Source organism: Streptomyces sp. LARHCF249 (assembly GCF_052871255.1).
In genome coordinates this window covers 317,075-342,500 of sequence record NZ_JBIXJQ010000005.1, presented here as the reverse complement: position 1 = coordinate 342,500, position 25,426 = coordinate 317,075, and the positions used below count along the sequence as shown (strand labels likewise).

Genomic DNA, 25,426 nt, shown 5'->3' with positions numbered 1-25,426 from the left:
GCATCAGGCCAGCCCGGCCAGGACTGATCCGAGGAGGTCCAGGGAGCGCCGGACGTGCGGCAGTGCGAGCGGGTCGCGGGCGGTGAGCGCGGCCAGCCGCTCCCCCGGGGTGGCGCCCAGCAGCGGTCCGGTCGACAGCCTCACGCGCAGGGCCACCGGTTCGTCCGCGAACCGCTGGCCTCCCGGGGTGGGCGCGCCGAGCCGGCCGCCGAGCCAGTCCTCCAGCTCCATGGCGTCGCCGACTCCGTGCCGCGCGAGCCCCTCCCGCAGCGGCGTCAGGTCGGCGTAGAGGTGCCGGCCGGCCTGCGGCGGCCGGGCCAGCGCCCCGACGGCGAGGAGTTCCCGGTGGACGGCGGCAGCGACCGCGCCGTGCAGGGCGGCGGCCGCGCAGGCCCGTCCGGCGACGGCGTCGGGTTCGTCGAGGGCGTGCGCGGCGGCCCCGGCGACGGGACCCGCGACCAGCGCGCCGGTGGCGGTCAGGACGTCGAGGGTGCGGGCGCGCAGCCAGGTCCCGCGCATGGTGTCGGGGAAGCGGACCACGGCGGCGGGCCACCCGGCGGGCAGCAGCGCCCCGGACAGGTCGACGAGGACGGCCGCCTGGTCGGGGAGCATCTCGGCGGGGCTCAGGACCAGGGTGTCGTGCGGCCGGTGGACCGTGTCGCGCCAGCTCTCGTCGCTGACGACGAAGAGTCCGGCGGATTCGGCGGCCTCACAGGCCTCGCGCAGCATCTCGGGCGGCGGCACGGTCGCGGTCGGGTCGTCGGCGACCGACAGCAGCAGTACGCGCGGGTCGCCGCCCTCGGCCCGTACCCGCCGTACGGTCTCCAGCAGGGCGTAGGGGTCCGGGATGCCGCCGCACTCGGCCGGGGTCGGCACGTGGTAGGCCCGCCGTCCCAGCAGCCGGACCTGCGGGGTCCACCAGGCGGGACAGGGCCGGGGCAGCATCACGTCGCCGCCGTACGCGCCGAGCAGCGCGAGCAGCAGCGCGGGGGCTCCGGGGCCGGCGGCCACGTTCTCCGGGGCGGTGGCCAGCCCGCGGCGGCCCCAGTGCCGGCAGGCGGCCTCGCGGACGGACTGCCCGCCGCCCGGGGGGTCGGGGGCGGAGCGCCCGGCGGCCGCGGCGAGGACGGTGACGAGTTCGGGGAGCACGGGCAGGCCGGGTTCCGGCGGGGGCGGGCCGTACCGGACCGGGCCGCGGCCCTCCGCCGTCGTGCGCTGCATCCCCTCCACCGTCGCCCGCCTTCCGCGCTCGTCCCGCTGCACTCCTCCAGCCCTGACCTTTATACGATTAATTACGGCATTACGCCCGATTTTGACCTCCGGACCTCCCGCCGGGGCTAGCCGCGCCTCCCCAGCAGTCCCAACAGCCTCGTCTGCGCGTTCGCCCCGGCCGGGACCTCGAGCGGAGCGGCGTACATGCCGCTCGCCGCGAGCCCGTCGGCGTACGGCATGACCTCCTTGATGGAGAACTCGACGAGGCCGTCCGGCAGCCGGTCGTCCGCGCCGATCGCCCGGGAGAGGTCCCAGGTGTGCACGACGCAGTCGGCGGTCAGCTCGGAGCAGTACGCCCGCGCCAGCGCGGGCCCGTAGGAGAGCCTGACGGTCCGGTCGAGCGCACCGGGTGCGGCGAACGCGGCGTGCGCGGCCGCGGAGGCCTGGCCCCAGGCGGCGACCGGGTCCTCGCCCAGCACGTCGCCGGAGAACGCGTCGCCCATCTCCTCGACCGTGCGGCCCTCGGAGACCAGCGGCGGGATCCAGAGCTGTTCCCCGGTGACGTGGTTGACCAGATCCCGCACGCTCCACTCCGAGCACGGGGTCGGGGCGTCCCACTGGCCGTCCGCGACGGCGCGCAGACGCTCCCCGAAGAGCCTCAGCGCCTCGGCGTGCTGCTCCAGCAGCGATTCCGGCATGGCTCCCACCATCCTGGCGTGACCGTTCCGTTCCCCCTGAGGCCCCGTCGTTCGGTCGGGCCCTAGGCCCACTCTCCTCGCCCCCGCACGGCCCTGCCAGCCGGACCGCGCAGGGGCATATGCCTCGCGAGCCCCGATACGGGACGCCGGCCGGGGGCGACCCGTATCGATTTATCGCCTTGCCCGATCATGACCGCATGTCACTTGCCTCCCGTCGCAACGTCCTGGCCGTCCTCGCTTCCGCGGCCGCCACCGTCCCACTCGGCTCCTTGACCGCCGCGGCCTCGCCCAGAACAACCGCGCCGGCCGCCGTCCCCGCCGCCGCGCCGGCGCTGCTCGCGGGCGCGCCCGTGCCGCCGTCCCTCACCTCGCCGCGCTCCTCGGTCAGCATGCCGCCTCTGGAGCCGTCCTACTTCGCACAGGTCTCCCTCGGCCCGCTGTCCGCGAACGTGCTGCCGGGAACGCCCGAGCGCACGGAGGTCACGTCCGGGGGCACCCGGGTGGCCGTGCTGACCAAGGGGGCGCGCACCGTCGTCGTGACCGGCCCCGAGCGGACCTTCACGGAGAACAAGCAGTCCTTCGCCGACGACTTCCAGCGCACCCTCCCGGACCTGACGCTGCCGGTCGCGGACCGGAAGTACTGGGGCACCTCGCCCGGCGGCGGCAGCTGGTCCACGCTCGGGCCGGCCGACACCGACTACTCGGTGGTGCCGGGCAGCGCGGTCATCGCGCTCACCACCGACTACGCCAGCCGCCACGCCACCCTCCGGGACGACGAGGTCACCGACGTCGACGTCCGCGCGGTCGCGAAGTTCGACAAGGTGCCCACCGGCCAGGCCTGCTCGTACGCCCTGTCCTTCGGCTACCAGGACACCCACAACAACTACCGGGCCAGGCTGTCCTTCCTGACCTCCGGCGCGGTCGAACTGCGCGTGGAGAAGGAAGTCGCCGACACCGTCACCCAGCTGACCACGGCCACCACCCTGGCCACCGGCGTTCCGGCGGGCACGAACTGGACGGTCCGCGTACGCCGCGAGGGCACCCGCATCCAGGTCAAGGCCTGGCGCACGGACTCCGCCGAGCCGGCCGCGTGGGCCGCGGACGTCACCGACTCCACATTCGCCAAGGGCCGCGTGGGCCTGCGCGCGCTGGCCAACCAGGGCTGCACGAACCTGCCGGTCAAGCTGGTGGTCAGCCGCTTCCAGGTGGACGCCGCGACCTGGCAGCAGCCGCCGGCCGTCACCCACACCACGTGGGTACGGGTCCTGCCCGCGCCCTTCGACGGGACCTGGACCCCGGAGCTGGAGCAGACCGTGCGCGGCTGGGCCGCCTCCACCACCCCGGACGTCCTCGCGTACGCGGCCATGTTCCTCGCCGGGGCGCCGGCCGTCACCGCCGGGACGGGCCCGGCCGCGGGCAAGCAGGCACTGGGCAAGGCCGGATACGGCTACCTGGACCCGCAGGGCTTCCGCTACGAGGGCGCCGACTTCCACGAGTACATGAACCTCGGCTGGACCTTCCCCGACGGCACCTACACCGGGCCCTCCAGCAAGCAGGTCGGCAACCTCGACTGCTCGGGCTACACGCGCATGGTGTACGGCTACCACATGGGCGTCCCGATGGCCGCCGGCGCGGACACCTCCAAGACCCGCATCCCCCGCAAGTCCCGCGACATGGTGGACTACGCCCCCGGTGCGCGGATCGACCAGACCGCCGGTACGAACCCGCCCGCCGCGCAGCTGCTCCAGCCCGGCGACCTGCTCCTCTTCAACGCCGACTCCGGCGACGACACGGTGACCGCCACCGTGGACCACGTGGGCATCTACCTCGGCCTGGACGCCGCCGGCAAGCGCCGCTTCCTCTCCAGCCGCAAGACCGGCAACGGACCGACCATGTCCGACCTGGGCGGCGCCTCCCTGCTCGACGGGACGGGCACGTACGCGCAGAAGCTGCACACCGTGCACCGCGTCTGACGCCGTACGACGGCGCTCAGCCCGGCGGGCGCATGCGGAAGTCGTAGCGGGGCGGGAGCGGACGGCCGGTGAGCGTCGACCAGAGCTCGCCGAGGGTTTCCTCGCCCTCCCGCAGGTCGGGCAGTTCGAAACCGTCCTCGAAGACCCGCCGGGCCGCCGCCACGTGGCCCTCCGCCGCCAGGAGGCGGGCGGCGAGGAGCCGGAAGCGGCCCCGCTCGCGCAGGGCGGGCCGCAGCCGGTCCCAGACCCGGCGCGTCTCGGGCAGGCGGCCGGCGGCCAGCAGGGCCGCCATCGCCTCCTGCCCGAGCGCGCACTCCGCGGCCGTCCACGGCTCGCCGCCGCGGCTCTCCGCGGCCAGGTCGTCGAAGGCCGCGGCGTACCCGTCGGCGGCCCGTGCCAGGTCGCCGGCCAGTGCGTCCGCCACCGCCAGGCAGCGCAGCAGCGGCCACCGCGAGGGGGCCAGCGCCAGCCCGCGCTCCCAGCTCCGTACCGCCTGGGCCACGTCTCCGGCGTGCCACTGGGCCACGCCCAGGTGGTACTCGGTCAGCGGCTGGGCCGGGGCGGTCTCCAGCATGTCCCGCCAGTGCGGGGCGACCAGGCTCGGCCCCGGCGGCGCCGCCCGGCGCGGGGCCGGGAAGACCCCGGTGCGCCACAGCTCCAGCCACGGTTCCTGGGCCTCGCAGAGCATCGACTCCTCGAACGGGATGCCCGGCAGCTTGAAGCCTCCGCACAGCACCTCGAGCGACCCCCAGCCGGAACCGGCCGCCAGCCGCTCCCCCGGCTCGGTGTCGGCGCAGCCGCGCCACGCCTCGTACGCCGCGTCCACGCGCTCGCGCGGCAGTACGGCGTCCAGCGCGTCCTGCGCCGCGCCGCGGGCCGCCGCCCAGTCGGGTCCGTGCACCGCCGAGGCCTCCGCGGCCAGCGGCCCGTACGCCTCCAGCCAGCTGAACTCGGCTCCGCCCTCGAGCCGTACGTGCTCCAGCTGGGTGCGGGCCAGTCCCGCCTGGATCTCCGCGTAGCCGCCCGTGCCCGGCTCGGTCAGCCACTCCTGCCAGCGGCGGCCGCCGCCGCCCGCGCCCCAGACGAACAGCTTGCGCCCGCGCAGCCGCGCGGTGGAGGTCTGCACCAGCCCGTGCCCGTCGGCGCCGAGGGAGGCGATCCAGGGCCGGTCCCCGTCCCGGACCTCGTAGAAGAAGTCGGCGGGGTACCCGCTGCGGAGCGGGTAGGTGCGGTCCGCGCCCTCCCACTCCGGTACCGGGACGCGGCGCAGCGAGCGCTCGTAGCCGAAGTGCCAGGCCTCGTCGGCGGGGGCCAGGACGCGCGTGTCCGCGGCCTCGGGTACGGCGATGTTGGACCACCAGTAGACGGGCGCGGGCCGCTCGTGCGGATTGCGCACGCGGACGCCGACGTAGAGGAACTCCGAGTCCCCGGGCAGCCACAGGTCCACTTGGAAGGGCAGGTCGCGCAGCCGCTCCCACTCCCACAGCCGGACCATCACGCCGCCGTCCGGGGCCGGCACGAGCGCGGCGTGCAGCGGGGCGCAGGAGAGGGTGGTGTGGCCGGTGGCGCCGGTGTTCCACTCGATGCCGCCGGAGAACCAGGCGCCGTTGAGGGCGAAGTTGGCGGGCTGGAACACCGGGTTGCGGTAGAGCAGTTCGCGTCCGGTGGGCAGGTGCACGAGGGAGTGCACGCGCCCGCCCAGCCCCGGGAGCACGGTGACCCGCAGGTGCTCGTTCTCGATGACGACCGACTCGAACTCCCGCTCCGACCGCTCCCGCCCGTACCCGTCCCGGATCCGGACCGGCAGCAGGGAGCGCAGCGGCTCGTACCCGATCTGCCGCGCCATGTCGCGCGGCAGCCCGTCGCGAGACCGTTCGCCCAGGTCGTGCACCCCGTCGGGCGCGCGCAGGGCGGGCAGCGGGTTCTCGGGCCCCAACGGGGCTGCGGGAAGGGTCAGTACGGCGCGTCGGACGGTGGTGGCCATGAGGGAAATGGAACACGCAGCGGCGGCCTCTGCACAGGGGTTCCGCAGATCACCACCGGTCAGGATTACGCAAAGGCCTATGCGAAGGCGCCCGCGACCAGGTCGGCGAGCAGGGCGCCCGCACGGCCGTCCGGATCCAGATCCGGGTCGTAGATCGTGACGTTGATCCCGACGCAGCGCGGCGAGCTCACCAATACGCCCAGCAGTTCGGCGAGTTCGTCCGGGAGCAGGCCGCCGGGGTCGGGACTGTCCACGGCCGGCATGACGCTCGGATCCAGCACGTCGGCGTCCAGGTGCACCCAGAAGCCGGCGGCGGCCGGCGGGTGCAGCCCGTCCAGCGCCGCCCGGGCCACCGGTCCGGGGCCGCGCTCGCGGAGCTCGCCGACGGTCGCGACGCGGATCCCGGCCGTGCGCAGCTCCGCGAGGTCGGCGTCGCCGTCCCGGATCCCGAAGAGCCGCACGTCCTCGTCGCGCAGGTACGGGGAGCGGCCCTCCAGATCGCTGAGAGCGGCCTGCCCGCGCCCCGTCGCGAGGGCGAGCTCCTCCCCGCCGGCGGCGCCGACCGGCCCGTTCACCGCCTCGTTGCCGGGGTGGCGGAAGTCGGCGGAGCCGTCGATGGCGGCCAGTCCGTACCGGCCCAGTCTGCGCATGGCCAGCGAGGCGCCGAGCTGGATCGAGCAGTCCCCGCCGAGGACCACGGGGAACTCGCCGTCCCGCAGGTGCCGTTCGATCCGGTCGGCGAGGGTGACGGTGTACGCGGCGAGCGCGTCGGCGTGGAACACGCCGTCGCCCTCCTTCCAGTCCCCGCGGTCGTAGCGCGGCGGGACCACCACCCCGCCCTCGCGTGCGCCGAGCCGGGCCAGCAGCCCTTGCTCCCGCAGGGCTCCGGCGAGCTTGTAGACGCCGGGTACGGTACCGGGCGCGGGCGGGCGCAGGCCGAGGTTGGACGGGGCATCGAGAAGCACGAGGGATCGCATGGCCCCATCCTGGCCGACGAGCCGCTTACGGGATCGGCATTTCGGCGGTGACGGCCCAGCGCTCGTGGTCGCGCCAGGCGCCGTCGACGTGGAGGAAGTCCGGGGAGAGTCCCTCCAGCCGGAAGCCCGCGCCGCGGACGAGCGCGATCGAAGCGGTGTTGCCGGGCTGGATGTTGGCCTCCAGGCGGTGCAGGCCGAGGCCTCCCCCGCCGGGCGGGGCGAAGGCGTGCGCGAGGACCAGGCGCAGCGCCTCGTGGAACAGTCCCCGGCCGGCGGCGTGCGCGAAGGCTCCGTAGCCGAGGGCCCCGCATTCGAAGGCGCCCCGCACGATGTTGTTGATGTTGACGAAGCCCGCCAGGGCGCCGGTGCCGAGCTCGCACACGAGGAACCCGGCCCGGCCCTCGCCCTCGCCCTCGGTCAGCCGGGTCGCGTACGGCTCGTACTCCTCGATGGTGGCGGGCGGGAACAGCCAGGGGTGGTGGAGTGCGCGGCTCTCGTGCGCGCGTGCGGTGAACTCGGGCCCGTCGGCGAGCCGGAAGGGCCGCAGGCCCACCCTCGCGCCCTCCCGCAGGTACGTGGAAAAGGTCATCCGCCCAGGTTAGGAGGTGTGACAGGATCCCCGGTGTGATCACCGACCCCGACACTCACGCACTCCTGCTCGCCGCGGCGCGCGACAACGCCGAGTGGTGCGACGCGGTCGCGCGCGGCCACGGACCGGCCGGCGCGTTCGCCCCGGACGCCTGGACCAGCGCGCGCCGGACCCCGCCGCTGTACCCCGACGCCGTGACCCTCGCCCCGGGCGCCTCGGCGGCGGCGCTGGTGGCCGGGATCGACACGGACGGCCCCGGTTGCTCGGTCAAGGACAGCTTCGCCGACCTGGACCTGGCCGGGGACGGCTTCGAGGTGCTGTTCGAGGCCCGGTGGATCCACCGCCCGACCGCGGCGCCCGCCGCGGGGTCCGGCTCCCGCCTGGAGTGGTCGGCGGTCACCGACCCCGCCGGGCTGGAGGAGTGGGAGGCCGCCTGGGACGGCGAGCGGAGCACCGGCCTGTTCCACCGGGCCCTGCCGAGCCGGGACATCGTCTTCCTGGCGGGCCGCGCCGGGGACCGGATCGCCGCCGGGGCCGTCGCGCACCGGGGCAGCGGCGCGGTGGTCGGCCTGTCAAACCTGTTCGCGCACGACGAAGCCGACACCGACGCCGCCTGGTCGGGCGCGCTCGACGCGATCGCCGCCCGCTGGCCCGAACTGCCGGTCGTCGGCTACGAGTCGGGGGACGATCTCGACGCCGCCGTCCGCGCCGGTTTCACCCCGCTCGGCCCGCTCCGCATCTGGCTGCACGCCGCCTAGAACTCGAGGTCCAGCCGGGGCACGTCGGTGCGTTCGATCCCGAACACCTGGGTGTACAGGGAAAGTTCGGCCTCCAGCGCGCGGACCATGGTGTCCGCCCGGCGGAAGCCGTGCCCCTCGCCCGCGAAGGCCAGGTACGCGTGCGGCACCGACCGCCCCCGCATGGCGGCGAGGAACCGCTCCGCCTGGGCGGGCGGGCAGACCGGGTCCTCCAGCCCCTGGAGCAGGACGAACGGGGCGGTGATCCGGTCGGCACGGGCCACCGGCGAGCGCTCGCGGCAGCGGACGGCGAGGGTCTGCGGCGGTCCGGCCAGGCCGTCGAGGTAGCGGGACTCCAGGTCGTGGGTCTCCTCGGCGAAGCCGAGCAGGTCCAGGACCGGGTAGATCACCGCCGCGCAGGCGTACAGGTCGGTGGCGGCCAGTGAGGCCGCCGCGGTCCAGCCGCCCGCGCTGGCCCCGCGGATGGCGAGCCGGTCCGGGTCGGCGGTGCCCTCGGCGGCCAGCGCCAGGGCCACCGCCGCGCAGTCCTCGACGTCCACGACGCCCCACTGCTCGCGCAGCCGCTCCCGGTAGGCGCGGCCGTAGCCGGTGGAGCCGCCGTAGTTCACCTCGACGACGCCGATGCCGCGGGAGGTGAAGTACGCGATGTGCAGGTCGAGTACGGGCGGCACGTGGTCGGTGGGGCCGCCGTGCGCCCACACCACGTACGGGGGCAGTTCGTCGGCGGCGGCCCGGCAGGCCGGGTGGTGCGGCGGGTAGACGTGCGCGTGGATCTCCCGGTGGTCGGGGCCGAGGAAGGTCCGGCTCTGCGGCTCCGGGTAGTAGGCCGGGTCGACCGGATCCACGCCGTGCGCGCCGACCACCCGGGCGTGCCCGGTGGCGGTGTCCAGTTCCACCACCTCGTACGCGCTGCGCGGGCTGGCGGCGACCCCGTACACGCGGGTGCCGCTCACGGCGAGGGTCGGCTGCCAGGCCGTCCACGGTCCGGCGGCGTCCACCAGGTCCCCGCTCTCGGGGTCGAGGACGCCGAGTACGCAGGAGCCCTGTCCGTGCAGGACGGCGACCAGCCCTCCCCCGGAGCCTTCGGCCTGGGAGGTGCCCCCGGACAGCGGCGCGAGCCAGCGCAGCCCGGGCTTCCACAGCGGTCCGCCGAATTCCTCTTCCCTGGGGCAGAGGTTGACCGCGTCGCCCGTCGCCGGATCCACCCGGTACGGGTTCCACCAGCCGCTGCGGTCGCTCACCGCGAGGAGGGCTCCGCCGGCCGTCCACTCGACCTGGGCGACGGCCTCGGCAGGGCCGCCCAGTACGGTACGGGCCCGCTCGAGCCGCCCGTCCGGCGTGACCTCGGCCAGGCGCAGTTCTGTGCCGTCCCAGGGCATCCGCGGGTGGTCCCACACCAGCCAGGCCGCGTGCCGCCCGTCCGGGGAGGGCCGGGGCCCGGTGCTGAACCGGTACCGGTCGTCGGTCAGTTCGCGTACGGCGGACCGGTCCTCGGCCGCCGACCCGTCCAGCGGTACGGCGACCGGTACCCGGCGGACGTCGGTCGGCGCGGAACCGGTGAACTCCTCGAGCACGCACCAGACTTCGCTTCCGCGCAGCACCGGGTCGGCCCAGCGCAGTCCGCCGCCGACGGCGGAGACGGGCGTCAGGGGCCGCGGCCTCGCCGCGTCGCCGGGCGCGTCCGGCTCGTAGGCGTAGAGCCGCTGGTCGGCGAAGTGCACGAAGACCAGCAGCGGCCCGCCTTCGGCCCGTTCGGCTCCGGCCCAGGGCTGGCCGCCGTACTCGGTGACCCGGCTGCGCACGTCCCAGGGCGCGGCGGCCGCCCTCCCGCGGCCGGGGCTCGGTCCACCACACCTCGGGGCCGACCGTGCCCACGTACTCGGGCCGCCCGTCGAGGGAGGCGGCGAGTTCGGCGGCGATGGGTGAGGGCCAGCTTCCGTAGGGCCTGGTCGCCCCCGCCATCACAGGGTCCCGCTCACAAGGTCCGCAGCGCGTGGTCGAGGACGCGGACGCCGAAGTGCAGGGCGTCGACGGGGACCCGCTCGTCCACGCCGTGGAACAGGGACCAGTAGTCGAAGCCGGGCGGCAGCTTGAGCGGGGAGAAGCCGTAGCCTGCGATGCCGAGGCGGGAGAACTGCTTGGCGTCGGTGCCGCCCGCCATGCAGAACGGCACCACGTGCCCGTCCGGGTCGAACCGCTCGACGGACTCGCGCAGGATCCCGTAGGTCCGCCCGTTCACGGGGGCTTCGAGCGCGACCTCGCGGTGGTGGAACTCCCACCGCACGTCGGGGCCGGTGAGCGCGTCCAGGGTGGCGATGAACTCGGCTTCGCCGCCCGGCAGTATCCGGCCGTCCACGTAGGCGGTGGCCTGGCCCGGGACCACGTTGAGCTTGTAACCGGCGGTGAGCATCGTGGGGTTGGCGCTGTTGCGTACGGTGGCGTCGACGAGGGCGGCGGCCGGGCCGAGCCTGCCGAGGACGCCGTCGAGGTCGAAGCCCGGGGCCCTGGGGTCCACCGACAGGCCCTGGAGGGCGGCGAGTTCGGTGATGCAGGAGACGACCGTGCCGGTGAGGCGGACCGGCCACTCGTACGCGCCGATCCGGGCGACGGCGGCGGCGAGCCGGGTCACGGCATTGGCCCGGTTGGGCTTGGAGCCGTGTCCGGCGGTGCCGTGCGCGGTCAACTTCAGCCATGCCGTGCCGCGTTCACCGGCGGCGATCGGGTAGAGGGCCTGCCCGTCGCCGGGGTGCACGGTGAAGGCGCCGGACTCGCTGATGCCCTCCGTGCAGCCTTCGAAGAGGTGCGGGTGCCGGTCGGCGAGGAAGCCGGAGCCGTCGACCGCGCTGTCCTCCTCGTCGGCGGTGAAGGCGATCACGATGTCCCGGCGCGGCTGCACACCGGCCCGCGCCCAGGCCCGTACGACGGCCAGCACCATCGCGTCCATGTTCTTCATGTCGACGGCCCCGCGGCCCCAGACCACGCCGTCGCGGACCTCCCCCGAGAAGGGGTCCACGCTCCAGTCGGCGGCCTCGGCCGGGACCACGTCGAGGTGGCCGTGGACGAGGAGCGCCTCGGCGGACGGGTCCGAACCCGCGATCCGGGCCACCACGTTGGTGCGGCCCGGCGTGCGCTCCAGCAGGACCGGCTCCAGTCCGGCGGCGGCGAGCCGTTCGGCGGCGTACTCGGCGGCGGGGCGCTCGCGGCAGTCGCCGCCGCCCCGGTTGGTGGTGTCGATCCGGATGAGGCCGGAGGTGAACTCGACCGCCTCGTCGAGGGCGGCCTCGTCGACGGCGTCGGCCGGGGCGCGGTCCTGGGCCTGGTCGGGGACCTCGGCGGCGACCTCGGCGGCGACCTCGACGGTGACTGCGGGCATGTCAGCCATACTGCTCCTCCACGGCCGCGGCGACGACCGTCGTGACCGCCTTGAAGGTGCGGATCCCGTCGTACATCGTCTCGCTGCTGTACGCGATCCTGCGTTCGCCGCACCGCTCGGCGCCCGGGACCACCGTGGCCGCCATGGCCAGGTGTTCGGCGTCGAACTCGACCTCCACGGTGTAGGGGCCGGCGCCGGGCACGGGATCGCGCCGGACCGCCAGGGCCGTGGCCTCCTTGGCCGCCGCGCGGATGTCGGCGGCGGTGCGGGCCGGGGTCCGGCAGACGGCGGCGTAGCGCGAGACGTGGTCCTTCACGGCGACGGTCACCGCGTCCGGCGCGTATCCGGCGGCGTCGGCGCAGGTCAGGTCGTCGCCGGTGACCAGGATGACCGGAACCCCGTACTCGGCGACGACGTGCGCGTTGAGCAGTCCCTCGCTGGCCCGGGTCCCGTTGAGCCACACGCCGGTGATGGAGTTGGCGAGGTAGGTGTGGGCGAGGACCCCTTCGGAGCCGGCTCCCGTGTGGTAGCCGACGAAGGCGATCCCGTCGATGTCCCCGTGCTGGACGCCCTCGACCATGGAGAGCGTCTTGTGGCGGCCGGTGAGCATCTCGGCGCGGGCGTCGAGCTTCTCCAGGAGGAGGTTGCGCATGGTCCAGTGGGCCTCGTTGATGAGGACCTGGTCGGCGCCGCCGTCGTAGAACCCGAGCACGGCCGCGTTCACGTCGGAGGTGAACATCCCCCGGCAGCGCTCCCACTGGGACGCCCCGGGCAGCACGTCCTCGGGCCAGGTGACGCCGGTGGCGCCCTCCATGTCGGCGGAGATGAGGATCTTCATCGGGCCCCCGGGCGGTCGGTGCGGAGACGGAGACCCAGCCTAAGCGGTCTCCGGGACGTGGGGCACGTCTCCGCGCCGCCCGGCACGGCGGCTCACCGGGCCGGGGGAAATCCACCCGATCCGGTGAGCCGTCCGGCGCGCCGGGCGCCCGGGCTCAGGCCTCGACTTCGGCGGCCAGGTTGGCGAGCACGGTGTCGTAGATGCGGCCGAGGCCCTTGGGGGCGAAGGTGCGCTCGAAGAAGCCGCCGATGCCGCCGGCGCCGTTCCACACGGTGGTGACCACGGCCTTGGACTTGCCCTCGCCGGCCGGGGTGACCAGCCAGGTGGTGACCATGGAGGAGTTGCGGTCCTTCTCCACCAGCTGTCCGTCGGTGGGCTCGCTGACCTCCAGCAGGCAGTCGCGCACCCGCTTGCTGGTGGCCTGGAGCTTCCAGTGCACCAGGGTCCCCTCGCCGTCGCCGCCCTCGCGCACCTCGTACTCGCTGAAGTGCTCGGGCAGCAGCTTCCCGCGGGTCCCGGTGTAGTCCGCCAGCGCGTCGAACACGGTCTCCGCGTCGGCCGCGATGATCCGCTCCGTGGTGGCCTCGACCTGCGCCATAGCTGTTCCTCCAGCAGTTGTGATCGCTCGTCACGCCGAAGCCAACCACCTCCGGGTCAGTCGCCCAAATCCGCCGCCGGGAACGGGCCGGGCGGGGAACCTCCGGCACGATCATGGGAACGTTTGTTCTATTCTCGGCCCCAGCTACCGAGGGAGGCGCCGATGCGCTGGGACAACCTGACCGAGGGGCCCACGGGCCCGACCGCGCTCTTCGGGGCCGACGCCGTCGTGACGCGCACGATCGACACCCCCGAGTTCCGCGGGATCACCTTCCACGAGGTCCGCGCCCGCTCGATCGTCAACCGGGTGCCCGGGGCCTCGCGCATGCCGTTCGAATGGACGGTCAACCCCTACCGCGGGTGCAGCCACGCCTGCGTGTACTGCTTCGCCCGCAAGACCCACGGCTATCTGGACCTCGACACCGGTATCGGCTTCGACTCGCAGATCGTCGTCAAGACCAACGCCCCCGAGCTGCTGCGCCGCGAGCTCGGCTCGCGCCGCTGGACCGGGGCGCACATCGCCATGGGCACCAACGTCGACTGCTACCAGCGCGCCGAGGGCCGCTACCGGCTGATGCCCGGGATCATCGAGGCGCTGCGCGACCGCGCCAACCCCTTCTCCATCCTCACCAAGGGCACGCTGATCCTGCGGGACCTCCCCCTCCTGCGGGAGGCCGCCGCGGTCACCGAGGTCGGGATCTCCGTCTCCGTCGGCTTCACGGACACCGGCCTGTGGCGGACCGTGGAGCCGGGGACGCCCTCTCCCGCCGCCCGGCTGGACGCCGTACGGACGCTGACCGGCGCCGGGATCGAGTGCGGGGTGCTGATGGCCCCCGTCATCCCCTTCCTCGGCGACGCGCCGGAGCAGCTGCGGGACACCGTCCGGGCCATCGCCGAATCCGGGGCCACCTCCGTGACACCCCTGGTACTCCATCTGCGGCCCGGGGCGCGCGAGTGGTTCACGGCCTGGCTGGGCGAGCACCACCCGCACCTCGTGGAACGGTACGAACGGATGTACGCGGGCGGCTCGTACGCGCCCACCTGGTACCAGCGGCAGATCACCCGCCAAGTCCACGAGCTGGCGGCGGAATTCGGCATCGGCCCCAGCGGCCGCGGGCCGGCCCGCCGGACCGTCGTCCCCGAGCGCCCGGCGGCCGCCGAGCCCGCCCAGCTCACCCTCCTCTGACGCCCGTCACCCCCGAGAGGTCATCACATCGGGCCAATAGGCGGTCCAATCCCGCTTTCCGGTCGTGGTTTCCGGGACGATTCCGCCCAGAACCCTCGGCTGGGAGGCCCCATGCTCCACCCCTTGAAGAAGCGCGCCGCTGTCCTGCTGTCGATCTCCACCGTCGCCGCCGTCGCCTCCGTCCTCGCGAGCCCGGTCTCGGCCGCCCCGGCGGCCCCGGCCGCCGCGCCGAAGCAGGCCGCGCTGCACTGGACCGACTGCGCGACCCCGCGCTACCCGACGCTCCAGTGCGCCTCCCTCAAGGTCCCCCTCGACCACGCCCGGCCCTCCGGACGCCAGATCTCCCTCGCCCTGACCCGGGTCCCGCACACCGCCGCCACCTCCGCCGGCCCGCTGCTGGTCAACCCCGGCGGCCCGGGCGGCAGCGGGCGCACCCTGGCGGGCTTCATCGCGTCCGCCCTTCCCAAGGACGTGGCCGCCCGGTACGACGTGATCGGCTTCGACCCGCGGGGCGTCGGCAAGAGCGAGCCGGCCCTCGACTGCGGGGCGGGCCACTTCACGCCGGTCCGGCCGGACTCCGTACCGCTGGACGCGGCGACCGAGCGGGCCAACCTGGACCGGGTGCGGTCCTTCGCCGAGTCCTGCCAGGCCGAGCACGCGGACGTGCTGCCGCACATCGGCACCGTCTCCGCCGCCCGCGACATCGAGCTGCTGCGCACGGCCCTCGGCGCGGAGCGGATCAGCTACTTCGGCTACTCCTACGGGACCTACCTGGGCGCGGTGTACGCCAAGCTCCACCCGCAGCGGGTGCACCGGCTCGTCCTGGACTCCGTGGTCGACCCGGGCGGGGTCTGGTACCAGGACAACCTGGCGCAGGACCGGGCCTTCGACTCCCGCCACAAGGCCTTCCTGGCCTGGGTGGCGAAGTACGACGCCGCCTACGGGCTCGGCACCGACGCGGCGGAGGTCGAGGAGCGCTGGTACGCGATGCGGGAGGCGCTGCGCGAGACGCCCGCGGGCGGCAAGGTGGGCCCGGCCGAGCTGGAGGACACCTACATGCCGGGCGCCTACTTCAACGGCTACTGGCCCAGCCTCGCCGAGGCGTTCGCGGCGTTCGCCGTGAAGAAGGACCCGAAGCCGCTGGTGGCGGCGTACGAGCGGTTCGGTGCGGTGGATCCCGCCGCGGGCAACGGCTACAGCGTCTACACGGCGGTGCAGTGCCGCGACTCTGCCTGGCCGAAGGACTGGAACCAGTGGCGCGCGGACATGTGGCGCACGCACGCCGAGGCCCCGTTCATGACCTGGAACAACGCCTGGTACAACGCTCCGTGCGCGTTCTGGCCCACGGAGCCGCTCGAGGCGCCGGACGTGACCAATGCCGACCTCCCGCCCGCCCTCCTCCTCCAGGCGACGGAGGACGCGGCCACCCCGTTCCAGGGGGCGCTCAGCATGCGGGAGAAGCTGAAGGGCGCCGCCCTGGTCGTCGAGGAAGGCGGCGGCAACCACGGCATCTCGCTCAGCGGCAACAAGTGCCTGGACGAGAAGGTCGCGTCCTATCTGCTGACGGGCCGGGCCGCGGACGCCACCTGCCCCGCCCAGGCCGCCCCGAAGCCGACCGCGGCGACCCGCGCGGTCCCGCCCTCGGCGGGCGGAGCCGCCCTGCACGGCCTGCTCGGCTTCCGGGGCTGAGGATCAGCCGGCCGGCAGTACCGCGAAGGCCTCCACCTCCAGCAGCAGTTCCGGCCGGAACAGGGCCGCGACCTGGACGGCCGAGGACGCGGGCAGCCGGTCGGCGGGGATGACGGCGTCGCGCGCCTCCCGTACCGCCGGGAGGTGCGCGACGTCCGTCACGAAGTACGTCAGCTTCACGACGTCGTCGAAGGTCGCCCCGGCCGCCGCCAGGCAGCGCCGCAGGTTCTCGAAGACCTGGCGGGCCTGGGCGGCGGGGTCGCCCTCGCCGACGACCGCGCCCCGCTCGTCGAGGGCGCACTGGCCGGAGACGGCGACGAACCGCCCGGTGCCGAGGACGACGTGGGCGTAGCCGGTGGCGGGGGCGACCCCCTCGGGTGCGGGTATGCGCGTGAGGTGGCCGGTCTGGTGATCAGTCATGCGCCGATCCTGTCAGCCGAGCGCGCGCAGCGCCGCCGTGGCCGCCACCGCGAGGCGGGGGTGGGCCTGGGCGCGGGTCAGCAGCTCCCGGGCGCGGGGGTCGCCGAGGGCGCCGAGGCCCTCCACGCAGGCCAGGGCGACCCGCCAGTAAGGATCGTGTGGGGAGAGCAGCCGGGACAGGGTCGTCATCAGGGCGGGGACCGACTCCGGGGCGCGCAGGGCGGTGAGCAGCCGGACGGGCTGCAGGGCGTAGGCGGTGCGCAGGCCGTTGGTGGCGAGTGCGGCGGCCGCGCGGGCGGTGCGCGGGTCGCCGAGTACGGCCAGTGCCTCCGCGGCGGCCGCGCAGCGCGGCGGGTCCCGGTGGTTGAGCAGCAGCACGAGGGACTCGAAGGCGCGGCGGTCCCCTGCCAGCCCCAATCGGTACGCGGCCAGTTCGCGGGCCCACAGGGGCAGCCCGGCCGAGGTCAGGGCGGCCGCCAGCCCCTCCGGGCCGGCGGCGAGCAGCGTCTCGTACTCCGGGTACTCCGGCGAACCGGTGGCTTCCGCCCGCAGGCGCTCCAGCACGTCGTTCACCCGGCCACCCTAGGGGGCCGTGGCCGCCGCCAGGGGCCGTTCCCCGCGATTGATGATCGATGATCGATGATCGGTACATTTGGGCGGTACAGGTCACATCTCCGCGCTCTGGCGCACTAGTTACCGGCGGGTTAATGTCGCTTCAACACGTACGAGGGCGGCCTGGTGACGCAGCCGCCCCGTGCCGGTCGGTTCAGCACGACACCACGGCGTGACCCCGGGACAGGGTTTCCGCCGCTTCCGCTCCGCGGGCATCCCCTCCGGGCATCCGCCCATGGGCACCTGCCTGCGGGCGTCTCGCTCCGGGCGTTCCGCTCCGGACACCTCCTCTGCCTTTCCTCCGCACGGTTTCCGCATGGATCTCCCGTACGGCACTGCGCGCGCTGTGCGCCGCGCGCCCCCTCAGTCGTCACCCTCATCCACTGGAGTCCCTCGATGGACCGTCAGTCCAGTCACCCCACCCTCCAGACCATCGCCGTCGTCGGCCTCGGCACCATGGGCACCGGCATCGCCGAGGTCCTCGCCCGCGCCGGCCGCGAGGTCATCGGCATCGACGTCAGCGAGGCCGCCACCCGCCGGGCCGCGGACTCGCTCGCGGCGGCCACCGAGCGCTCCGTCACCCGGGAGCGCCTCACCGAGCAGGAGCGGGCGGACGTGCTCGCCCGCTTCCGCACCTTCACCGAGCTGGGCGCCGCCGCCGAGGCCGACCTCGTCATCGAGGTCGTGCCGGAGTCCTACGAGCTCAAGCAGCAGGTGTTCCGCGAGCTCGACGCGATCGTCCGGCCCGACACGATCCTCGCCACCGGCACCAACGCCCTGTCGGTGACCCGCCTCGCCGCCGAGTCCCAGCACCCCGAGCGCGTGCTCGGCCTGCACTTCTTCAACCCGGCTCCGGCGATGAAGCTGGTCGAGGTCGTCTCCAGCGTGCTGACCGCCCCGCCGGCCGTCGGGGCCGTCACCGAGCTCGCCCGCGAGCTCGGCAAGGAGCCCGTCGCGGTCGGCGACCGGCCCGGCTTCGTCGCCGACGGCCTGCTCTTCGGCTACCTCAACCAGGCCGCCGCCATGTACGAGGCGAAGTACGCCTCCCGCGAGGACATCGACGCGGCGATGCGGCTCGGCTGCGGTCTGCCCATGGGCCCGCTCGCGCTGCTCGACCTGATCGGCGTGGACACGGCGCGCACCGTCCTGGAGGCCATGTACACCTCCTCCGGCGACCGGCTGCACGCCCCGGCCCCGATCCTGGGCCACCTCGCCGAGGCGGGCCTGACCGGGCAGAAGTCCGGGCGCGGCTTCTACACGTACGAGGCCCCGGGCAGCTCCGTGATCGTCCGCGACCAGCAGACCCCGCCGGAGGAGTCCCGGCTCGGCGCGGGCCGTCCCGTCACCTCGGTCGGCGTGGCCGGCTCGGGCACCATGGCGAGCGGGATCGCGCAGGTCTTCGCGCAGTCCGGGTTCGACGTGGTGCTGGCCGCCCGCAGCCAGGAGAAGGCGGAGGCCGCGAAGGCCGCGATCGGCAAGTCCTTGGGCCGTGCGGTGTCCAAGGGCCGGCTGACCGAGGAGGCCGCCGCGCAGACCCTGGGCCGGATCACCCCGGCCGGTTCGCTGGACGCCTTCGCCGAGGTGGACCTGGCCGTGGAGGCCGTGGCCGAGGACCTCGCGGTCAAGCAGGAGCTGTTCGCGGCCCTGGACAAGGTCTGCAAGCCGGGCGCCGTGCTGGCGACGACCACCTCCTCGCTGCCGGTGATCGCCGTGGCCCGCGTGACCTCGCGCCCGCAGGACGTGATCGGCATGCACTTCTTCAACCCGGCCCCGGCGATGAAGCTGGTCGAGGTGGTCCGCACGGTCCTGACGGCCGACGAGGTGCACGCCACGGTCCGCGAGATCTGCGTCAAGGTGCGCAAGCACCCGGTGGACTGCGGCGACCGGGCCGGCTTCATCGTGAACGCGCTGCTGTTCCCGTACCTCAACAACGCGATCAAGATGGTCGAGCAGCACTACGCGAGCCTCGACCAGATCGACGTGGCGATGAAGCTGGGCGGCGGGTACCCGATGGGGCCCTTCGAGCTCCTCGACGTGGTCGGCCTCGACGTCTCGCTGGCCATCGAGAAGGTCCTCCACAAGGAGTTCCGCGACCCGGGCCTGGCCCCGTCCCCGCTGCTCGAGCACCTGGTGGCGGCGGGCTGCCTGGGCCGGAAGACCGGCCGCGGATTCCGTGAGTACGCCCGCCGGTAACCCCCGGCCGGGCCACGAGCCGGATGCGTGGGGAGGGCTCCTCGGGCCCTCCGCACCCTCACGGTGGGCGAACCCTCCCGACGAGCACTGTGTGCCCAGTGCCGGTCCTCCCCCGCATCCACCCCCGTCCCACCCCCCTCGGGCGCGCTCCGCGGCGCAGATGAAGTACGTTCGCTCTATGTCCCAGCCCGCCAAGACCTCGTCCCGCGCCGCCGCGGCCTCCGACGCACAGGAGAGCACGGCCGGCACCAAGGCGGCCGCACAGCGGCTCAAGATGCGCCGCGAGCTCGCCGCGGCCGCGATGGAGCTGTTCGCGACCAAGGGGTACGAGGCGACGACGGTCGACGAGATCGCCGCGACCGCCGGGGTGGCGCGCCGCACCTTCTTCCGGCACTTCCGGTCCAAGGAAGAGGCGATCTTCCCGGACCACGACGACACCCTGACCCGCGCCGAGGCCGTCCTCGACGTGGCCCCGGCGCACGAGCACCCGCTCGACACGGTGTGCCGCGGGATCAAGGAAGTCATGAAGATGTACGCCGCCTCGCCGGCGGTGTCGGTGGAGCGCTACCGGCTGACCCGCGAGGTGCCGGCGCTGCGGGAGCGGGAGATCGCCTCGGTGGCCCGCTACGAGCGGCTGTTCACCCGCTACCTGCTCGCCCACTTCGACGAGCAGGACCACCACGACGGCAACGACGACCCGCTGCTGGCCGAGGTGGCCGCCTCCGCGGTGGTGACCGCCCACAACCACGTGCTGCGGCGCTGGCTGCGGGCGGGCGGCGAGGGGGACGTGGAGGCCCAGCTGGACCACGCCTTCGCGATCGTGCGCAAGACCTTCGGTACGGGGATCGGCGCGGGCCGCACGCTGAGCCCCGCGGCGCCCGCCGCGCCGGCCGCGGTCCGTACGCAGGGCGAGGTGCTGGTGGCGGTGGCCCGGACGGACGCCCCGCTGGACGAGGTCATGCGGACCATCGAAGAAGCACTGCGCACCACGTAGCCAAAAAGGCAGCGCACGTCGAAGAGCAGCACGCGCGATCCTCGTCACACAGGGCCGCCCCCGCTCGGGGGGCGGCCCTTTTGTATGTCCGGCTTGCCCCTACTCGCGGGTAACTCTGATCGATCATCGCTCATCCGCGCAGGTCAATCGGCAAATGAGAGAAACTTTTGGCACGCGGTGCCTTGCCGGGTGACACGGGGTGCCATACGTTGAATCTCGTCCGGATGTCCCCGCGACCCACGCCCACTCGGCACGGAACGCGCCCCGGATGCCTGCGTCACCAGGCACCGCACGCCCCACCACAGGCGTCGCCAGCACCACTGCACCCGCCGGACCGACGGCACACCCGCACCCGCTCCACGCACCCCTGTTTACCTCAGCGCACCCTCATCAGCGCTAGCCGGAGGCTCTACCGTGAAGGACATCCTGGACGCGATCCAGTCGCAGGCCGCTACGGCCGCCGACTTCGCGGCCCTGCCGCTCCCCGACTCGTACCGCGCGATCACCGTGCACAAGGACGAGACGGAGATGTTCGCGGGGCTCACCACCCGCGAGAAGGACCCGCGCAAGTCCCTGCACCTGGACCAGGTCCCGGTGCCGGAACTCGGCCCGGGCGAGGCCCTGGTGGCCGTCATGGCCTCGTCGGTCAACTACAACTCCGTGTGGACCTCGATCTTCGAGCCGGTGTCCACCTTCAGCTTCCTGGAGCGCTACGGGCGCCTGTCGGAGCTCACCAAGCGCCACGACCTCCCGTACCACATCATCGGCTCCGACCTCGCGGGCGTCGTGCTGCGCACCGGCCCCGGCGTGAACGCCTGGAAGCCGGGCGACGAGGTCGTCGCGCACTGCCTGTCGGTCGAGCTGGAGTCCTCGGACGGCCACAACGACACGATGCTCGACCCCGAGCAGCGCATCTGGGGCTTCGAGACCAACTTCGGCGGCCTGGCCGAGATCGCACTCGTCAAGTCGAACCAGCTGATGCCCAAGCCCGGCCACCTCAGCTGGGAGGAGGCCGCCTCCCCCGGCCTGGTCAACTCCACCGCCTACCGCCAGCTGGTCTCCCGCAACGGCGCCGGCATGAAGCAGGGCGACAACGTCCTGATCTGGGGCGCCAGCGGCGGACTCGGCTCGTACGCCACCCAGTTCGCCCTCGCCGGCGGCGCGAACCCGATCTGCGTGGTCTCCAGCCCCGAGAAGGCGGCCATCTGCCGCGCGATGGGCGCGGAGGCGGTCATCGACCGCAACGCCGAGGGCTACAAGTTCTGGAAGGACGAGCACACCCAGGACCCGAAGGAGTGGAAGCGCTTCGGCAAGCGCATCCGCGAGCTGACCGGCGGCGAGGACGTGGACATCGTCTTCGAGCACCCGGGCCGCGAGACCTTCGGCGCCTCCGTCTACGTCACCCGCAAGGGCGGCACGATCGTCACCTGCGCCTCGACCTCCGGCTACAACCACGAGTACGACAACCGCTACCTGTGGATGTCGCTCAAGCGGATCGTCGGCTCGCACTTCGCGAACTACCGCGAGGCGTGGGAGGCCAACCGCCTGGTCGCCAAGGGCAAGATCCACCCCACCCTGTCGAAGGTCTACTCCCTGGAGGAGACCGGCCAGGCCGCGTACGACGTCCACCGCAACCTGCACCAGGGCAAGGTCGGCGTCCTGGCGCTGGCTCCCGAGGAGGGTCTGGGCATCCGCGACCACGAGCTGCGCGCCCAGCACGTCGACGCCATCAACCGGTTCCGCAACATCTGAAGTCCGCAGAGGATCGCCTGAGATGACAGAGCGCCAGAAGGACAGGCCGTGGCTCATGCGGACGTACGCCGGCCACTCCACGGCCGAGGCGTCCAACGAGCTGTACCGCCGCAACCTCGCCAAGGGCCAGACCGGCCTGTCGGTCGCCTTCGACCTGCCGACGCAGACCGGCTACGACCCGGACCACGTCCTCGCCCGCGGCGAGGTGGGCCGGGTCGGGGTCCCCGTCTCCCATCTGGGCGACATGCGGCGGCTGTTCCAGGACATCCCCCTGGAGCAGATGAACACCTCGATGACGATCAACGCCACCGCCATGTGGCTGCTGGCGCTCTACCAGGTGGCCGCCGAGGAGCAGGGGGCGGACGTCTCCCAGCTCCAGGGCACCACCCAGAACGACATCGTCAAGGAGTACCTCTCGCGCGGGACGCACGTCTTCCCGCCGGGACCCTCGCTCCGCCTGACGACGGACATGATCGCGTACACGGTCAACCACATCCCGAAGTGGAACCCGATCAACATCTGCAGCTACCACCTGCAGGAGGCCGGAGCCACCCCGGTCCAGGAGATCTCGTACGCGATGTCCACCGCGATCGCGGTGCTGGACTCGGTGCGCGACTCGGGCCAGGTGCCCGAGGAGCGCTTCGGGGAGGTGGTCGCCCGGATCTCCTTCTTCGTGAACGCGGGCGTCCGCTTCATCGAGGAGATGTGCAAGATGCGCGCCTTCGGCCGCATCTGGGACCAGGTCACCCGTGAGCGCTACGGCATCGAGAACGAGAAGCAGCGCCGCTTCCGCTACGGCGTCCAGGTCAACTCCCTGGGCCTGACGGAGGCGCAGCCGGAGAACAACGTCCAGCGCATCGTGCTCGAGATGCTGGCCGTCACCCTCTCCAAGGACGCCCGCGCCCGCGCGGTGCAGCTGCCCGCCTGGAACGAGGCACTGGGCCTGCCCCGCCCCTGGGACCAGCAGTGGTCGCTGCGCATCCAGCAGGTCCTGGCGCACGAGAGCGACCTGCTGGAGTACGAGGACATATTCGCCGGATCCACCGTCATCGAGGCCAAAGTCGACTCCCTGGTCGCCGACTGCATGGCCGAGATCGACCGGATCCAGGAGATGGGCGGCGCGATGGCGGCCGTCGAGTCCGGGTACCTGAAGTCCCAGCTGGTCTCCTCGCACGCCGAGCGGCGGGCGCGGATCGAGGCCGGCGAGGACAAGATCGTCGGCGTGAACTGCTTCCAGCAGACCGAGGAGAACCCGCTCACCTCGGACCTGGACGGCGCCATCATGACGGTGGACCCGGCGGTGGAGGCGCTCACCGTCGAGCGCATCGCCCGCTGGCGCGCCGAGCGCGAGGAGTCCTCGCAGCGGCAGGGGAACGGCGACCCGTTCGTCTTCCCCACCACCCGGCAGGCCCTGGAGCGCCTCAAGGAGGCCGCGGCGGGCACCGAGAACCTGATGGACGCCACCCTGGAGTGCGCCCGGGCGGGTGTCACCACCGGCGAGTGGGCGAACGCCCTGCGCGAGGTCTTCGGCGAGTTCCGCGCCCCGACCGGGGTCTCCTCGGCCCCGGTGGCGGTCACCGCCGAGCCCGGTACGCCGATGCACGAGGTCCGCGCGAAGGTCGCTCGTACGGCCGACGAGCTCGGCTCGGGCCGGCTGCGCCTGCTGGTCGGCAAGCCGGGCCTGGACGGGCACTCCAACGGCGCCGAGCAGATCGCCGTCCGGGCCCGCGACGCCGGCTTCGAGGTGGTCTACCAGGGCATCCGGCTGACGCCTGAGGAGATCTCCTCCGCGGCGCTGGCCGAGGACGTGCACTGCGTGGGACTGTCCATCCTGTCCGGCTCCCACAGCGCGCTCGTCCCGGACGTCCTGGAGCGGCTGCGCACGGCGGGGGCGGGTGACATTCCCGTCATCGTCGGAGGCATCATTCCGAACGCGGATGCCATCACACTCAAGGCAGCCGGTGTGGCCGCCGTCTTCACGCCGAAGGACTTCGGCATCACGGAGATCATCGGCCGTATCGTCGACGAGATCCGCAAAGCCAACAAGCTCGCCCCTCTCGAAATCGTTGCAAGCACGGAGGTCCCCGCATGACCACGCCTGTCCACCCGGTGAACCGCCTTCGCCCGCGTCGCTCCTGCCTCGCGGTGCCGGGTTCGAACCCGCGCTTCCTGGAGAAGGCCCAGGGCCTGCCGGCCGACCAGGTCTTCCTGGACCTGGAGGACGCCTGCGCGCCGCTCGCCAAGGAAGGCGCCCGCCACACGATCGTGGACGCGCTGAACAACGGTGACTGGACGGGCAAGACCCGCGTCGTGCGCGTCAACGACTGGACCACGCACTGGACGTACCGCGATGTCATCACGGTCGTCGAGGGCGCCGGCCAGAACCTCGACTGCATCATGCTGCCGAAGGTCCAGGACGCCCAGCAGGTCGTGGCCCTCGACCTCCTGCTGACCCAGATCGAGAAGACCATGGGCTTCGAGGTCGGCAAGATCGGCATCGAGGCGCAGATCGAGAACGCCAAGGGCCTGGTGAACGTCGACGAGATCGCCGCCGCCTCCCCCCGGCTGGAGACCATCATCTTCGGCCCGGCCGACTTCATGGCCTCGATCAACATGAAGTCGCTGGTCGTGGGCATGCAGCCGCCCGGGTACGGCGCGGACGCCTACCACTACATCCTGATGCGGATCCTGATGGCGGCCCGCATGCACAACCTCCAGGCGATCGACGGCCCCTTCCTGCAGATCCGCGACGTGGACGCGTACCGCGAGGTGGCCGGGCGGGCGGCGGCGCTGGGCTTCGACGGCAAGTGGGTGCTGCACCCGGGCCAGGTCGACGCGGCCAACGAGGTCTTCTCCCCCTCCCAGGAGGACTACGACCACGCCGAGCTGATCCTCGACGCGTACGACTGGTGCACCTCCGAGGCCGGCGGCAAGAAGGGCTCCGCGATGCTCGGCGACGAGATGATCGACGAGGCCAGCCGCAAGATGGCCCTGGTCATCGCGGGCAAGGGGCGCGCGGCGGGCATGCAGCGCACCAGCAAGTTCGAGATTCCGGAGGCCTGATCCCCATGCAGTTCGGACGCACGTACGAGGAGTTCGAGGTCGGGGCGGTCTACAAGCACTGGCCCGGGAAGACGGTCACGGAGTACGACGACCACCTCTTCTGTCTGCTGACCATGAACCACCACCCGCTCCACATGGACAGCAACTACGCCGAGAACACGACCGACTTCGGCAAGAACGTGGTCGTGGGCAACTACATCTACTCGCTGCTGCTCGGCATGTCCGTGCCGGACGTCTCCGGGAAGGCCATCGCCAACCTGGAGATCGAGTCCCTGCGGCACGTGGCGCCGACGTTCCACGGCGACACCATCTACGGCGAGACCACGGTCCTCGACAAGACCCCGTCGAAGTCGAAGAACGACCGCGGCATCGTCTACGTCGAGACCAAGGGCTACAAGCAGGACGGCACCCTCGTCTGCGTCTTCCGGCGCAAGGTGATGGTCCCGACCGAGACGTACATCAAGGAGCGCGGCGGCGAGCAGCCCGGCCGCCCGCAGCTGAAGGAACAGGGGAAGTAG

20 protein-coding genes and 1 pseudogene are annotated in these 25,426 nt (G+C 73.1%); 10 read left to right on the top strand and 11 right to left on the bottom strand.

The window, feature by feature from the left end:
• Nucleotides 1-3: 3 nt before the first annotated feature.
• Together ACIPUC_RS16490 and ACIPUC_RS16485 are read right to left on the bottom strand one after the other, a co-directional pair.
• Entirely contained in the window at nt 4-1,221 is a 1,218-nt protein-coding gene (locus tag ACIPUC_RS16490) for an aminotransferase class I/II-fold pyridoxal phosphate-dependent enzyme (protein ID WP_446590061.1), read from the bottom strand.
• 116 nt (nt 1,222-1,337) lie between these two features.
• Entirely contained in the window at nt 1,338-1,910 is a 573-nt protein-coding gene (locus tag ACIPUC_RS16485) for a TIGR03086 family metal-binding protein (protein ID WP_446590060.1), read from the bottom strand.
• A 197-nt stretch (nt 1,911-2,107) separates the two neighbouring features.
• On the opposite strand from ACIPUC_RS16485, the gene ACIPUC_RS16480 reads away from it, so the two are divergent.
• Complete coding sequence (locus ACIPUC_RS16480; RefSeq protein WP_446590058.1) at nt 2,108-3,883, top strand: NlpC/P60 family protein; 1,776 nt, start codon at nt 2,108-2,110, stop codon at nt 3,881-3,883.
• A gap of 16 nt (nt 3,884-3,899) precedes the next feature.
• On the opposite strand, the gene ACIPUC_RS16475 is transcribed toward ACIPUC_RS16480, so the two are convergent.
• From ACIPUC_RS16475 to ACIPUC_RS16465, 3 genes are all read right to left on the bottom strand, one after another.
• Nucleotides 3,900-5,867, bottom strand: a complete 1,968-nt coding sequence (locus tag ACIPUC_RS16475; protein ID WP_446590056.1) for a DUF5107 domain-containing protein — start codon at nt 5,865-5,867, stop codon at nt 3,900-3,902.
• A gap of 77 nt (nt 5,868-5,944) precedes the next feature.
• Nucleotides 5,945-6,844 carry an arginase family protein gene (locus ACIPUC_RS16470; RefSeq protein WP_446590055.1) on the bottom strand — a complete coding sequence of 300 codons (900 nt, stop codon included), beginning with the start codon at nt 6,842-6,844 and terminating at the stop codon, nt 5,945-5,947.
• Nucleotides 6,845-6,869: 25 nt separating this feature from the next.
• A complete protein-coding gene (locus tag ACIPUC_RS16465) occupies nt 6,870-7,433 on the bottom strand; it encodes a GNAT family N-acetyltransferase (protein WP_446590054.1) in 564 nt (187 codons plus the stop codon).
• Nucleotides 7,434-7,471: 38 nt separating this feature from the next.
• Here ACIPUC_RS16465 and ACIPUC_RS16460 point away from each other — a divergent pair, with 38 nt between their 5' ends.
• Nucleotides 7,472-8,191 carry a hypothetical protein gene (locus ACIPUC_RS16460; protein WP_446590441.1) on the top strand — a complete coding sequence of 240 codons (720 nt, stop codon included), beginning with the start codon at nt 7,472-7,474 and terminating at the stop codon, nt 8,189-8,191.
• On the opposite strand, the pseudogene ACIPUC_RS16455 reads toward ACIPUC_RS16460, so the two are convergent.
• The 4 genes and pseudogenes from ACIPUC_RS16455 to ACIPUC_RS16440 form a co-directional block, all read right to left on the bottom strand.
• Nucleotides 8,188-10,153: pseudogene (locus ACIPUC_RS16455) on the bottom strand (prolyl oligopeptidase family serine peptidase). The gene ACIPUC_RS16460 and the pseudogene ACIPUC_RS16455 overlap by 4 nt on opposite strands.
• Nucleotides 10,154-10,166: 13 nt before the next feature.
• Nucleotides 10,167-11,564, bottom strand: coding sequence for a M20/M25/M40 family metallo-hydrolase (locus ACIPUC_RS16450; protein ID WP_446590440.1), 1,398 nt, complete (start codon nt 11,562-11,564; stop codon nt 10,167-10,169).
• Nucleotide 11,565: 1 nt separating this feature from the next.
• Nucleotides 11,566-12,402, bottom strand: coding sequence for a M55 family metallopeptidase (locus tag ACIPUC_RS16445; protein WP_446590052.1), 837 nt, complete (start codon nt 12,400-12,402; stop codon nt 11,566-11,568).
• Nucleotides 12,403-12,556: 154 nt separating this feature from the next.
• Nucleotides 12,557-13,000: an SRPBCC family protein gene (locus ACIPUC_RS16440; RefSeq protein WP_446590051.1), complete on the bottom strand. Its 444-nt coding sequence runs from the start codon at nt 12,998-13,000 to the stop codon at nt 12,557-12,559.
• 162 nt (nt 13,001-13,162) lie between these two features.
• Between ACIPUC_RS16440 and ACIPUC_RS16435 the strand changes: the two genes are divergently transcribed.
• Both ACIPUC_RS16435 and ACIPUC_RS16430 read left to right on the top strand, forming a co-directional pair.
• On the top strand, nt 13,163-14,185 hold the full coding sequence (locus ACIPUC_RS16435) for an Rv2578c family radical SAM protein (protein WP_446590049.1): 1,023 nt from the start codon (nt 13,163-13,165) through the stop codon (nt 14,183-14,185).
• 111 nt (nt 14,186-14,296) lie between these two features.
• Nucleotides 14,297-15,874, top strand: coding sequence for an alpha/beta hydrolase (locus ACIPUC_RS16430; protein ID WP_446590047.1), 1,578 nt, complete (start codon nt 14,297-14,299; stop codon nt 15,872-15,874).
• 3 nt (nt 15,875-15,877) lie between these two features.
• Here ACIPUC_RS16430 and ACIPUC_RS16425 read toward each other — a convergent pair whose 3' ends face one another.
• Together ACIPUC_RS16425 and ACIPUC_RS16420 are read right to left on the bottom strand one after the other, a co-directional pair.
• Nucleotides 15,878-16,294: a RidA family protein gene (locus ACIPUC_RS16425; protein ID WP_446590046.1), complete on the bottom strand. Its 417-nt coding sequence runs from the start codon at nt 16,292-16,294 to the stop codon at nt 15,878-15,880.
• Nucleotides 16,295-16,306: 12 nt separating this feature from the next.
• Nucleotides 16,307-16,867, bottom strand: coding sequence for an adenylosuccinate lyase (locus ACIPUC_RS16420; protein ID WP_446590045.1), 561 nt, complete (start codon nt 16,865-16,867; stop codon nt 16,307-16,309).
• A gap of 435 nt (nt 16,868-17,302) precedes the next feature.
• Between ACIPUC_RS16420 and ACIPUC_RS16415 the strand changes: the two genes are divergently transcribed.
• From ACIPUC_RS16415 to ACIPUC_RS16390, 6 genes are all read left to right on the top strand, one after another.
• On the top strand, nt 17,303-19,099 hold the full coding sequence (locus ACIPUC_RS16415; protein WP_446590043.1) for a 3-hydroxyacyl-CoA dehydrogenase family protein: 1,797 nt from the start codon (nt 17,303-17,305) through the stop codon (nt 19,097-19,099).
• Between the two features lie 178 nt (nt 19,100-19,277).
• Nucleotides 19,278-20,093, top strand: coding sequence for a TetR family transcriptional regulator (locus ACIPUC_RS16410; RefSeq protein WP_446590041.1), 816 nt, complete (start codon nt 19,278-19,280; stop codon nt 20,091-20,093).
• Between the two features lie 414 nt (nt 20,094-20,507).
• A complete protein-coding gene (ccrA, locus tag ACIPUC_RS16405; protein ID WP_446590040.1) occupies nt 20,508-21,845 on the top strand; it encodes a crotonyl-CoA carboxylase/reductase in 1,338 nt (445 codons plus the stop codon).
• Between the two features lie 22 nt (nt 21,846-21,867).
• Nucleotides 21,868-23,937 carry a protein meaA gene (locus tag ACIPUC_RS16400; protein ID WP_446590038.1) on the top strand — a complete coding sequence of 690 codons (2,070 nt, stop codon included), beginning with the start codon at nt 21,868-21,870 and terminating at the stop codon, nt 23,935-23,937.
• The gene (locus ACIPUC_RS16395) at nt 23,934-24,908 is read left to right on the top strand and encodes an HpcH/HpaI aldolase/citrate lyase family protein (protein WP_249768874.1); all 975 of its coding nucleotides are present in this window, start codon (nt 23,934-23,936) and stop codon (nt 24,906-24,908) included. Before ACIPUC_RS16400 ends, ACIPUC_RS16395 begins: the two co-directional genes overlap by 4 nt.
• Before the next feature lie 5 nt (nt 24,909-24,913).
• The gene (locus tag ACIPUC_RS16390; protein ID WP_030155134.1) at nt 24,914-25,426 is read left to right on the top strand and encodes a MaoC family dehydratase; all 513 of its coding nucleotides are present in this window, start codon (nt 24,914-24,916) and stop codon (nt 25,424-25,426) included.

What these genes read in the sequence shown, in the direction of transcription:
- ACIPUC_RS16445 (WP_446590052.1), bottom strand. Translation starts at nt 12,402, where the DNA reads ATGAAGATCCTCATCTCCGCCGACATGGAGGGCGCCACCGGCGTCACC.
- ACIPUC_RS16465 (WP_446590054.1), bottom strand. Translation starts at nt 7,433, where the DNA reads ATGACCTTTTCCACGTACCTGCGGGAGGGCGCGAGGGTGGGCCTGCGG.
- ACIPUC_RS16425 (WP_446590046.1), bottom strand. Translation starts at nt 16,294, where the DNA reads ATGACTGATCACCAGACCGGCCACCTCACGCGCATACCCGCACCCGAG.
- ACIPUC_RS16390 (WP_030155134.1), top strand. Translation starts at nt 24,914, where the DNA reads ATGCAGTTCGGACGCACGTACGAGGAGTTCGAGGTCGGGGCGGTCTAC.
- ACIPUC_RS16480 (WP_446590058.1), top strand. Translation starts at nt 2,108, where the DNA reads ATGTCACTTGCCTCCCGTCGCAACGTCCTGGCCGTCCTCGCTTCCGCG.
- ACIPUC_RS16400 (WP_446590038.1), top strand. Translation starts at nt 21,868, where the DNA reads ATGACAGAGCGCCAGAAGGACAGGCCGTGGCTCATGCGGACGTACGCC.
- ACIPUC_RS16395 (WP_249768874.1), top strand. Translation starts at nt 23,934, where the DNA reads ATGACCACGCCTGTCCACCCGGTGAACCGCCTTCGCCCGCGTCGCTCC.
- ACIPUC_RS16450 (WP_446590440.1), bottom strand. Translation starts at nt 11,564, where the DNA reads ATGCCCGCAGTCACCGTCGAGGTCGCCGCCGAGGTCGCCGCCGAGGTC.
- ACIPUC_RS16415 (WP_446590043.1), top strand. Translation starts at nt 17,303, where the DNA reads ATGGACCGTCAGTCCAGTCACCCCACCCTCCAGACCATCGCCGTCGTC.
- ACIPUC_RS16490 (WP_446590061.1), bottom strand. Translation starts at nt 1,221, where the DNA reads ATGCAGCGCACGACGGCGGAGGGCCGCGGCCCGGTCCGGTACGGCCCG.
- ACIPUC_RS16430 (WP_446590047.1), top strand. Translation starts at nt 14,297, where the DNA reads ATGCTCCACCCCTTGAAGAAGCGCGCCGCTGTCCTGCTGTCGATCTCC.
- ACIPUC_RS16485 (WP_446590060.1), bottom strand. Translation starts at nt 1,910, where the DNA reads ATGCCGGAATCGCTGCTGGAGCAGCACGCCGAGGCGCTGAGGCTCTTC.
- ACIPUC_RS16470 (WP_446590055.1), bottom strand. Translation starts at nt 6,844, where the DNA reads ATGCGATCCCTCGTGCTTCTCGATGCCCCGTCCAACCTCGGCCTGCGC.
- ACIPUC_RS16475 (WP_446590056.1), bottom strand. Translation starts at nt 5,867, where the DNA reads ATGGCCACCACCGTCCGACGCGCCGTACTGACCCTTCCCGCAGCCCCG.
- ACIPUC_RS16440 (WP_446590051.1), bottom strand. Translation starts at nt 13,000, where the DNA reads ATGGCGCAGGTCGAGGCCACCACGGAGCGGATCATCGCGGCCGACGCG.
- ACIPUC_RS16410 (WP_446590041.1), top strand. Translation starts at nt 19,278, where the DNA reads ATGTCCCAGCCCGCCAAGACCTCGTCCCGCGCCGCCGCGGCCTCCGAC.
- ACIPUC_RS16435 (WP_446590049.1), top strand. Translation starts at nt 13,163, where the DNA reads ATGCGCTGGGACAACCTGACCGAGGGGCCCACGGGCCCGACCGCGCTC.